We start from the raw sequence: 10124 nt of genomic DNA on the forward strand, positions 1-10124 counted from the left end.
TTTATTATTACTTAAAACTTATTTTTATGAAAACTAATTTTATGAAATTACGAATAGCAATTGCAGAAGACAATAGCTTTTTAGCGAAAGCAATAATTGAAAAACTATCCTTTTTTAAAAATTTAGAGTATAAATTTAAAGGAAATAATGGAGCTGAACTTATTGGAAAACTAGAAGTTAATCATAACATTGATGTTATTTTAATGGACATTCAAATGCCTGAAATGGATGGTATAACAGCAACAGAAATTGTAAAATCTAAATATCCACATATTAAAATAATTATGCTTACTGTTTTTGATGATGATGAGAATATATTTAATGCTATTAAAGCCGGAGCAAATGGTTATTTACTAAAAGAAATTGATGCTGAAAATTTAAATAAAAGTATCTTGGAAGTAGTTTCTGGTGGAGCGCCAATGACACCAAGTATTGCTCTAAAAACACTTAAATTGTTGCGAAATCCAATAGTACTAACAAATTCAAGAGACTTAGTAGATATAAAATTAACTAAAAGAGAAACTGATATTTTAGAACACTTAAGCAAAGGATTAAATTATAATGAAATAGCCGATAATTTAATTATTTCACCATCAACAGTTCGAAAACATATTGAAAATATTTACAAAAAATTGCAGGTTCACAATAAAATTGAAGCCGTTTTAAAAGCGAAAAAACACAACTTAATTTAAGTTCTAATCAAAAAAAGAGAAGCTTAAGCTTCTCTTTTTTTGATTATATGTATTTCTGTTTAATTTACAAATTTATCAACATTTTGCCAAGGTCCTCCGTTTATAACATCGATACCTTGTTGTTTTAAAAAAGATGTTGCTTGTCCGCTTCTAGCTCCACTTCTGCAAACTGCAATTACTTTTTTATTTAATTTTTTAATTTCTTCCACCTTTGTTGGAATTAAATTTAAAACAATGTTTTTTGAACCTTTTACATGTCCATCTCTAAACTCGTCAACAGTTCTAACATCAATTACTACTGCTCCGTCATTTAAATATTCTTCAATTGAAGCTCCACTTGTACCTCCACCAAATAAACCAAAAAAACTCATTTTTTTATCATTTTAATTTTGCGCAAATATAGAATAAATATTAACAACCAAAGGTAACAGAAATTACTCTTTGTAACTTGTAATCAAAATCATCCCATTATTTATTAATTGTTCATACTTACTAATCTTTTTAATTTCAGATAGATGTGTTAAAACTTCTAACTCTAAATTAGACTTTGAATTATAAACCAATTCAAATATTTCTAATGGCAACAACCAATCTGACGGATAATTAGCTTTAAGGTTTATAAATATTGATGTTAATTTTTCAACATCTATATTCTCATTACTTCTAATCTCAGCTACTTTTTCATACAATTTATGTAACTTTAATTCTTGTTTATTATATGTAATTTTATGTGTTTTTTCATCAGAAACTTTTCCAATATTTTTGAAAGAATTCAATGAAGCTGGACCTGCATAAGCCGAAACAATTTTTTTTCCAATAGCCATATCGTAAATTCCCCATTCTGGTTGAAATAAAATATTTTCATTATGTGTCACAGTGCAGTTTTTGAATGAAATTAACAAAATTTTACCTTGCAAATCTCTTTTCCCTGTGATTACTTCACCTTCAACCTTAATATTCCCTTCAAAAAGTAAGGTTGTTCTTTTGCCTTCATAAATCCCATAAACTTCTAAATCTTTGGGAGACATATCTTCTATAGCTAAATTAATTCCTTTTAATTTGCCAATAGGGCTTCCAAAACCTTCAGAATGATATTCAATTCCATGTCCAATTAATTCTTTATCTCTACTTGCCAAAGCAGTTGGGCCAGTAGTTTGAATATAAATTGGTTTGTTATATTCATCAGAAATTACATTGGTAAAAACTCCTGAAATTTGAATTCCAGTACTCAATTCTATGGTTCCTAAATTATTAGATTCTATCAACTTTTTAACACCTTTTAATCCGCCTTTTCTTAAAGCCATTTTATTGGCAAACTCCTCCAATATAAAACTTAAATGTGCAAAATCTGGAGTCACAAATAATTGAGGTTGAGGTTTAGTAATGTCAAAATTTTGATCAGCGGCATCAATAGTATATGGTACTTTTTTCACTTTATCAGTTAAACATAATTTACTTTCTCCAATTGAGGAAAGTAATCCTGCTCCATATATTTTAGGATTTTCCAACCTTCCAATCAACCCATATTCAACAGTCCACCAATGTAAATTTCTAATTTGAGCCATTTCAGATAGCTCACCCATATTATTTTGAATTTCTTCTACTTTTTGCTGAGCATTATCAATAGCTTCTTCTGAAGAGCTTGGATCTTCTTTTAAAATAGAAAGTAACCTAATTGCCTCATATATTTCAAAATCTTTAGTTGAAGAAATAGCTTTACTTCCTATTTCTCCAAATCTGCGTAAATATTCGGCATATTCAGGATTTGCAATAATTGGTGCATGACCAGCTGCTTCATGTATAATATCAGGTGCTGGTGTGTACTCAATATGTTCTAAAGTTCTAATATCCGAAGCTATTACCAATACATTATATGCTTGAAATTCCATAAAAGCATTAGGAGGAATAAATCCATCAACTGAAACTGCTGCCCAACCAATGTCTTTTAAAATCCTATTCATTCCTTCCATTTTTGGAATAGTATCAACAGAAATACCTGTTTTTTTTAATCCTTCTAAATACGATTCATGAGCAACTTTACTTAAATAATCAATATTCATGCGCATCACATATCGCCAAACAGCTTGATTTTGAGCCGTGTAATTTTCATAGGGTTGCTTAACAATAAACTTATGTAGATGTTTTGGCAATATTTTAGTTACTTCATTAAATTTTATTGCTTTTATCATTTTTATTATTAATTTTCCGGAAAGTTACACTTTTAATTATTTTTGCATTTGATTCTCAAAAAATTAAATTTGTATTTTTACTTATTACAAAAAAATCAAAAAAAAATGAGAAGAGGTAATATAAAAGTTAAATTATTAGTTGGAGCTGCAATTATATTATTTACATTATTTCAATATTATTCTAAAAGTGAAATAAATGAATTTACTGGCAAAAAGCAACACATTACATTATCTACTGAAGATGAAATTGCTATAGGTTTACAAAGCGCTCCTAAAATGGCACAACAACATGGTGGTTTATATCCTGATCAAAAGTATCAGCAATTTGTAGATGAAGTTGGAAGAAAACTCGTGAATAATAGTATTGCAAAACAAACAAATTACAACTACGATTTTTATTTATTGAAAGATTCACAAACAATTAATGCTTTTGCCCTTCCTGGAGGTCAAATTTTTATTACTTATGCACTATTTTCAAAATTAGAAAATGAAGATCAATTGGCAGGTGTGTTAGGTCATGAAATTGGGCATGTGGTTGGGAGACATTCAGCTGAACGTATGGCAAAACAAGGATTAACACAAGGTTTGTTAAGTGGTGTTGCAGTTGGTTTTGATCCAAGTACAGCTGAAGGTGCAGCTGCCATCGCCAATGTTATGAATTTGAGTTATGGAAGAGATGACGAATTGGAAAGTGATTATTTAGGTGTGAAATTTATGATTGATGCTGGTTATAATCCAACTGAGTTAATTGGTGTCATGGAAATTTTAAAAGCTGCAGCTGGTCCAAATAGAACTTCAGAAAGAATGAGTACGCATCCAGATCCAGAAAATAGGATTGAAAAAATAAAAGAAGCTATTGAAAAATATAAAAGGAAATCGTGATTAATAATGAGTGACTTTAAGATATTCCTTTTTACTTTCAACTTAGTTTTCGCAATCGTTTTAGTTATTTTCACACTAATTTAAGACCTAATTGTAAAGGTGTTAAGTTGAATACTTCGTATATTTGGCATTCATAAAATTAAAAAGAATTTAGAATGAATAAGAAAGTGATTTTAATGATTTTAGATGGTTGGGGAATTACTCAAGATCCAAAAGTTTCAGCAATTTATAATGCAAAAACTTCTTACATAGATAGCTTATATAACAAATATGCAAACGCAAGTTTAAGAACCGATGGTGAACACGTTGGTTTACCGGAAGGCCAAATGGGAAATAGTGAAGTTGGTCATATGAATTTAGGTGCAGGTAGAATTGTGTATCAAAACCTTGTTAGAATTAATATGGCAGTTAAAAATAAAACGCTGGGAACAGAAAAAGTTTTATTAGACACCCTTAATTACGCTAAAGAAAATAATAAAAATATTCATTTATTAGGATTGGTTTCTGATGGTGGAATTCACTCACACATTAATCATTTAAAAGGATTATTAGATGTTGCAGCTGAAAATAATGCTAAAAATGTGTATTTGCATGCTTTTACAGATGGTAGAGATTGTGATCCAAAATCAGGAGCAGGCTTTATTAATGAAGTTCAAGAACATATGGCAAAAACAACTGGTGAATTGGCTTCAATTACTGGTCGTTACTTTGCTATGGATAGAGATAAGCGTTGGGAACGTGTTAAAATAGCCTATGATGCTTTGGTAAATGCAACAGGAGATAAATCTACAAATGCACTTGAAAGTATTAAACAAAGTTATGCTAATAATGTTACCGACGAATTTATCAAACCTGTTATTATGACTGATGAAAATGGAACACCAAAAGCACAAATAAAAGCTGATGATGTTGTTATTTTCTTTAATTATAGAACAGATAGAGGAAGAGAACTTACGGAAGTTTTAACTCAAAAAGATTTTCCTGAATTTGGAATGAAAACAATGCCTTTGCATTATACTACAATGACCAATTATGATGAAACTTTCAAAAATATCAATGTTATTTATAATACCGATAATTTAGAAGAAACATTGGGTGAAGTATTAGAAAAAGCAGGCAAAAAACAAATTAGAATTGCTGAAACAGAAAAATATCCACACGTTACTTTTTTCTTTTCTGGTGGAAGAGAACAAGAATTTAAAGGTGAAAAAAGGTTATTATGTCCTTCTCCAAAAGTTGCAACGTATGATTTACAACCAGAAATGAGTGCTTTTGAAATTAGAGATGCCATTATTCCAGAATTAAATAAAAAAGAAGTCGATTTTGTATGTTTAAACTTCGCCAATGGAGATATGGTTGGGCACACTGGTGTTATGGAAGCTGCAATAAAAGCGTGCGAAACGGTTGATAAATGTGTTGAAGATGTAGTAACAGCTGCAACTAAAAATGACTATACAACAATCATAATTGCAGATCACGGTAACTGCGAAACAATGATAAATCCTGATGGGACGCCAAATACAGCACACACAACAAATCCTGTACCTTTTATTATAGTTGATAACGATATTAAAAATATTAAAGATGGTGTTTTAGGAGATATCGCACCTACTATTTTAAAATTAATGGGAGTTGAACAACCAAATGCAATGAATCGTTTTTCATTGGTGTAATTTTTGTAATTTTATTCTCACATTATTAAATTTAATTATATGAAAAAATTATTATTACTTTTTTTAGTTTTTGTGACTATTAGTTGTGCGGCTCAAAAGAAAGAAGCAAATGCGGTTTTAGATGAAGCTGGAAATTTAGTTGGTATAGCCAACAAAGACAACTTTCTTAAAGAACCTTTTAACGAATGGTATACCTATAATTATGAAGAATACACTTCTGATGAAGAGATTATTGATAAACTTCAACCTCTTTTAAAAGAAGTTATAATTAAGGCATTTATGGGAACTTGGTGTGGCGATAGTCAAGAACAAACTCCTGTTTTCTATAAAATTTTAGATGAAGCTGAATTCGATTATAATAACTTAAAATTAGTTGCTGTAAATAGAAGTAAAGCAACACCTGATAACCTACAAGAAGGTTTTAACATAGAAAGAGTTCCAACTTTTATATTTTACAAAAACGGAATTGAAATTGGACGTTTTGTTGAATATCCAAGAGAAAGCGTTGAAGCTGATATTCTAAAAATTGTAAGTGGAGAACCATACAAACATTCATACGAAGAATAATATTCTTAGCTAAAAATAAAAGCCGATAATCAAAAAATGATTATCGGCTTTTTTTATTAATTGAATTTAAAAGTTCTATTAACTTGTTGCTTCATAATATTCTCTATCCATTCTTTCTCTATGATCAGGATGAGAAATTTTTATTAATTCTGCAACACGCTGATCAATTGTTTTCCCATATAAGTTGGCAACACCATACTCAGTAACTATATAATGTACGTGTGATCTTGTTGTAACAACTCCGGCGCCTTTATTTAAAAAAGGAACAATTCTACTTATCCCTTTATTTGTTTGCGACGGCAATGCAATTATTGCCTTTCCTCCTTCACTTAATGAAGCTCCTCTAATAAAATCCATTTGTCCGCCAACACCAGAGAATATATTTGGTCCAATAGAATCCGCACAAACTTGCCCAGTTAAATCTACCTGAATCGCTGAATTAATCGCTACCATTCTAGGGTTTTGTCTAATATTTGCAACATTATTAGTATAATCACAAGAACGCATTTCAATAAATGGATTATCATCTACATAATCATATAAACGTTTAGAACCACCTAAAAATGTTGTTAAAGCTCTACCTGCATTTATTCCTTTGTAATTACCGTTAATTACATCTTTCAAAATTAAATCAATAACTCCATCAGAAAACATTTCGGTGTGTAATCCTAAATCTTTATGATTTCCTAAACGAGATAATACCGCATTTGGGATAGAACCAATACCCATTTGTAACGTACTTCTATCTTCAATTAACCCTGCAACATGGTCACCAATAATACTTTCAGTTTCAGTTGGTTCAGAAACTGCAAATTCATGAAGTGGAGCACTTTCTTCAACAAAAATATCTAATTCAGAAATATGAATTAAACCTTCTCCATGTACTCTTGGCATTTGATCATTAATATGTGCAATTACATGTTTTGCATTTGCAATTACAGCTAAAATTGCTTCAACAGAAACACCTAACGAGCAATAACCGTGTTTATCTGGTGTTGAAACTTGTATTAAAGCAACATCAACAGGTAAAACATTTTTTTTGAATAAATTTGGCACTTCACTTAAAAAAACTGGCGTATAGGATCCATTTCCTGCTTTTAAAGTATGACGTACATTTTTACCTATAAAAAGTGAATTTACATGAAAACTATCTTTATAAATTGGATTGGCATAAGGTGCATCGCCTTCAATATGCAAATGGCAAACTTCAACACCTCTTAATTCTTCATGTCTTGCAGACATGGCATTAATTAATATTTGAGAAGCCGAGGCTGCTGCTTGAATATAAACTCTATCTCCCGATTTAATTACTTTTACAGCATCTTCTGCTGTTACTGCTTTATACATAATTAAGTTATTAACTGTTATACAACAAAAATACTAAGGATTTAATAAAATAACACTGTCAAATATCATCTTTTTTACATTTTATTCAAAATATTTATACTATACTGAATATTCTCATATTCTTTTTTTTTGATTTACCTTTGCAAAACAATTTTTATGATTAAATGATAGTAATTAAAACTCGTGAAGAAATAGAATTAATGCGCGAAAGTGCTTTAATTGTATCCAAAACTTTAGGAATCCTTGCTAAAGAGGTAAAACCTGGAGTTACTACTTTATATTTAGATAAATTAGCAGAAGAATTTATAAGAGATCATCATGCAATACCTGGATTTTTAGGATTGTATGATTTCCCAAACAGCTTATGTATGAGCCCTAATGCTCAAATTGTACATGGAATTCCTAATAATAAACCTTTGATTGATGGTGATATTATTTCCATTGATTGCGGTGCATTAAAAAATGGGTTTTATGGAGATCACGCTTATACATTTGAAGTTGGAAATGTAGCTCTAGAAACAAAAAAATTATTACAAATTACTAAAGAAAGTTTGTATGCAGGTATTCGCGAATTTAAAGCAGGAAACAGAGTTGGCGATGTAGGTTTTGCCATTCAACAACATTGTGAAAAACACGGTTATGGAATTGTACGTGAACTCGTTGGTCACGGTTTAGGAAAAACAATGCACGAAGACCCAGAAATGCCAAACTACGGAAAAAGAGGTAGAGGTAAAAAATTTATTGAAGGTATGGTTGTTGCTATTGAGCCAATGGTAAATATGGGAACCCATAAAATTAAACAATTAGAAGATGGCTGGACAATCTTAACAAAAGATGGGAAACCTAGTGCGCATTTTGAACATGATGTTGCAATTATAAACGGAAAACCCGAATTGCTTTCTACGTTTAAGTTTATATATGAAGCCTTAGGGATTGAAAGTAATGAAGAAGATGAGTTTAGACAATAATAATACTTAAAGAAATTTCAAAAATTGAAACGAATCTTTAAATTCATATTAAATACCATTCCACGACCTATTCTAATAAAAGTTAGTTATTTGGTTAGACCTATTATTGCAATCTTTTTAAAAGGAACCACTTATACAGATCCCATAGATGGAAAAAGTTTTCGTAAATTTTTACCCTATGGTTATGGTGTTCAACGTTCAAATGCATTATCTCCTAGTACATTTTCATTAGAACGTCACAGATTACTTTGGTTGTATTTAAAAAATGAAACTAATTTTTTCACAGCGCCTAAAAAAGTACTACATATTGCTCCCGAACAATGCTTTTTAAAACTATTTAAAAAACAAGAAAATTTAGACTACACAACTGCCGATTTATATTCACCAATTGCTGATGTTAAAGCTGACATTTGTGATTTACCTTTTGAAGAAAACTCATTTGACATCGTTTTTTCTAACCATGTTTTAGAACATATTGAAGATGATAAAAAAGCAATGAGTGAATTATTTAGAGTTTTAAAACCTAATGGATTGGGCATTTTTCAAATTCCACAAGACTTGAGTTTAGAAAACACCTATGAAGATTTTTCAATTAAATCGAAAGAAGAACGTAAAAAACATTTTGGACAATATGACCATGTGCGTATTTATGGAAGAGATTATTTCGCTCGCTTACGGAACGCAGGATTTAAAGTAAATGAAATAGATTATTCTAAAACCATTTCAGAGGAATTAATGCAAAGATATTGCCTTGTAAAAGGCGAAATTTTACCTGTTTGTTCTAAATAAATTAATCCTCAAAATTAGCAGACTTAAAAGTTTTTATTTCTCCATTTTCATCTGCATAAATTAAAAAGGCTTTTAACTCATTATGATTATTCAAAAATTCTTTGGCTTTTTCTAAACCCATTGCCATAAAAGCAGTTGCATAAGCATCAACATCAGCACAATCAGATTTTGAAATAACAGAAGCACTCAACAAATTACTTGCGGTTGCATAACCCGTTTTTGTATTTATGGTATGAACATATTTGGTACCATCAGTTGTAGTTCTATATTTTCTGTAATTACCTGATGTTGCCATAGATTCATTTTTAAGCTGAATAGTGGTTGCAAAAGAACGACTTCCATCTTCATTTGGATTTTCAATAGCTATTCTCCAAAATTCTCCATGTTCGTTTAAACCTTTCGCTCTGATTTCCCCTCCAATTTCAACCATATAGTTTTCAATATTATGTTGCTCAAAAAGCCGTCCAACAACATCAACTAAATACCCTTTTGCAATGGCATTAAAATCAAAATATATTTCAGAATATAATTTAGTTATTTTTTTATCTTCAAGTTTCACCTTACTAAAACCAACGAAATTTAATAATTCATTAATTTTAATTGAATCTAAATTTTTAATGGATTTTTCAGGTCCAAAACCCCAAGCATTAACTAAAATACCAATTGTTGGATCAAATGCTCCATTTGTCTCAACGTGAATTTTTTCTGATTTTAAAAAAATTTCTTCAAAAAAATGATCTACCAATACTGTTGAATCTCCTTTATTAATTTTTGAAATATCAGATGTTGGAATGTATGTAGAAACAGATTTGTTAACTGCTAAAATTAAACTATCAATTTTAGTCTCGAATTTTAAATTACTAATATCTAAATAACGGATCGAAAACGTTGTCCCAATGGCATTTCCTTCAATAATTTTTAACTTAGCTTCTTTATTGCAAGAAATAAATCCTACAAATATTAACAAAAATATATAATTTTTTAGTATATTCATTTTTACAAATTTTTCTTAAAGAA

Annotated in this window: 10 protein-coding genes; 6 read left to right on the forward strand and 4 right to left on the reverse strand. The window is 29.9% G+C overall.

The annotated features are described in order from the left end of the window. Positions 1-41 precede the first annotated feature (41 nt). A complete protein-coding gene (locus Q0352_RS09125; protein WP_299526917.1) occupies positions 42-692 on the forward strand; it encodes a response regulator transcription factor in 651 nt (216 codons plus the stop codon). A 59-nt stretch (positions 693-751) separates the two neighbouring features. Here the strand turns inward: Q0352_RS09125 and Q0352_RS09130 are convergent, their stop codons facing one another. Both Q0352_RS09130 and Q0352_RS09135 read right to left on the reverse strand, forming a co-directional pair. After that, positions 752-1063: a rhodanese-like domain-containing protein gene (locus Q0352_RS09130; protein ID WP_299526900.1), complete on the reverse strand. Its 312-nt coding sequence runs from the start codon at positions 1061-1063 to the stop codon at positions 752-754. Between the two features lie 63 nt (positions 1064-1126). Then, the gene (locus Q0352_RS09135; RefSeq protein WP_299526901.1) at positions 1127-2881 is read right to left on the reverse strand and encodes an aromatic amino acid hydroxylase; all 1755 of its coding nucleotides are present in this window, start codon (positions 2879-2881) and stop codon (positions 1127-1129) included. A 105-nt stretch (positions 2882-2986) separates the two neighbouring features. On the opposite strand from Q0352_RS09135, the gene Q0352_RS09140 reads away from it, so the two are divergent. The 3 genes from Q0352_RS09140 (at position 2987) to Q0352_RS09150 (ending at position 6003) form a co-directional block, all read left to right on the forward strand. Further along, a complete protein-coding gene (locus tag Q0352_RS09140) occupies positions 2987-3763 on the forward strand; it encodes a M48 family metalloprotease (protein ID WP_299526903.1) in 777 nt (258 codons plus the stop codon). A gap of 155 nt (positions 3764-3918) precedes the next feature. Beyond that, positions 3919-5436: a 2,3-bisphosphoglycerate-independent phosphoglycerate mutase gene (gene gpmI / locus Q0352_RS09145; RefSeq protein WP_299526905.1), complete on the forward strand. Its 1518-nt coding sequence runs from the start codon at positions 3919-3921 to the stop codon at positions 5434-5436. A 39-nt stretch (positions 5437-5475) separates the two neighbouring features. Continuing rightward, positions 5476-6003, forward strand: a complete 528-nt coding sequence (locus Q0352_RS09150; RefSeq protein ID WP_299526907.1) for a thioredoxin family protein — start codon at positions 5476-5478, stop codon at positions 6001-6003. Positions 6004-6081: 78 nt separating this feature from the next. Here the strand turns inward: Q0352_RS09150 and Q0352_RS09155 are convergent, their stop codons facing one another. Then, a complete protein-coding gene (locus tag Q0352_RS09155) occupies positions 6082-7350 on the reverse strand; it encodes an acetyl-CoA hydrolase/transferase C-terminal domain-containing protein (protein ID WP_299526909.1) in 1269 nt (422 codons plus the stop codon). 164 nt (positions 7351-7514) lie between these two features. On the opposite strand from Q0352_RS09155, the gene map reads away from it, so the two are divergent. Both map and Q0352_RS09165 read left to right on the forward strand, forming a co-directional pair. Then, positions 7515-8318, forward strand: coding sequence for a type I methionyl aminopeptidase (map, locus tag Q0352_RS09160; protein ID WP_299526911.1), 804 nt, complete (start codon positions 7515-7517; stop codon positions 8316-8318). Positions 8319-8342: 24 nt separating this feature from the next. Then, on the forward strand, positions 8343-9107 hold the full coding sequence (locus tag Q0352_RS09165) for a class I SAM-dependent methyltransferase (protein WP_299526913.1): 765 nt from the start codon (positions 8343-8345) through the stop codon (positions 9105-9107). 1 nt (position 9108) lies between these two features. Here the strand turns inward: Q0352_RS09165 and Q0352_RS09170 are convergent, their stop codons facing one another. Beyond that, positions 9109-10101, reverse strand: coding sequence for an FAD:protein FMN transferase (locus Q0352_RS09170; RefSeq protein ID WP_299526915.1), 993 nt, complete (start codon positions 10099-10101; stop codon positions 9109-9111). Positions 10102-10124: the final 23 nt, after the last annotated feature.

The sequence above is a fragment of the uncultured Lutibacter sp. genome (assembly GCF_937891065.1).
GTDB lineage: Bacteria > Bacteroidota > Bacteroidia > Flavobacteriales > Flavobacteriaceae > Lutibacter.

Bases quoted from the DNA above. Each gene is read 5' to 3' on its own strand.
- Q0352_RS09125 (WP_299526917.1), top strand. From the start codon at position 42: ATGAAATTACGAATAGCAATTGCAGAAGACAATAGCTTTTTAGCGAAA.
- Q0352_RS09130 (WP_299526900.1), bottom strand. From the start codon at position 1,063: ATGAGTTTTTTTGGTTTATTTGGTGGAGGTACAAGTGGAGCTTCAATT.
- Q0352_RS09135 (WP_299526901.1), bottom strand. From the start codon at position 2,881: ATGATAAAAGCAATAAAATTTAATGAAGTAACTAAAATATTGCCAAAA.
- Q0352_RS09140 (WP_299526903.1), top strand. From the start codon at position 2,987: ATGAGAAGAGGTAATATAAAAGTTAAATTATTAGTTGGAGCTGCAATT.
- gpmI (WP_299526905.1), top strand. From the start codon at position 3,919: ATGAATAAGAAAGTGATTTTAATGATTTTAGATGGTTGGGGAATTACT.
- Q0352_RS09150 (WP_299526907.1), top strand. From the start codon at position 5,476: ATGAAAAAATTATTATTACTTTTTTTAGTTTTTGTGACTATTAGTTGT.
- Q0352_RS09155 (WP_299526909.1), bottom strand. From the start codon at position 7,350: ATGTATAAAGCAGTAACAGCAGAAGATGCTGTAAAAGTAATTAAATCG.
- map (WP_299526911.1), top strand. From the start codon at position 7,515: ATGATAGTAATTAAAACTCGTGAAGAAATAGAATTAATGCGCGAAAGT.
- Q0352_RS09170 (WP_299526915.1), bottom strand. From the start codon at position 10,101: ATGAATATACTAAAAAATTATATATTTTTGTTAATATTTGTAGGATTT.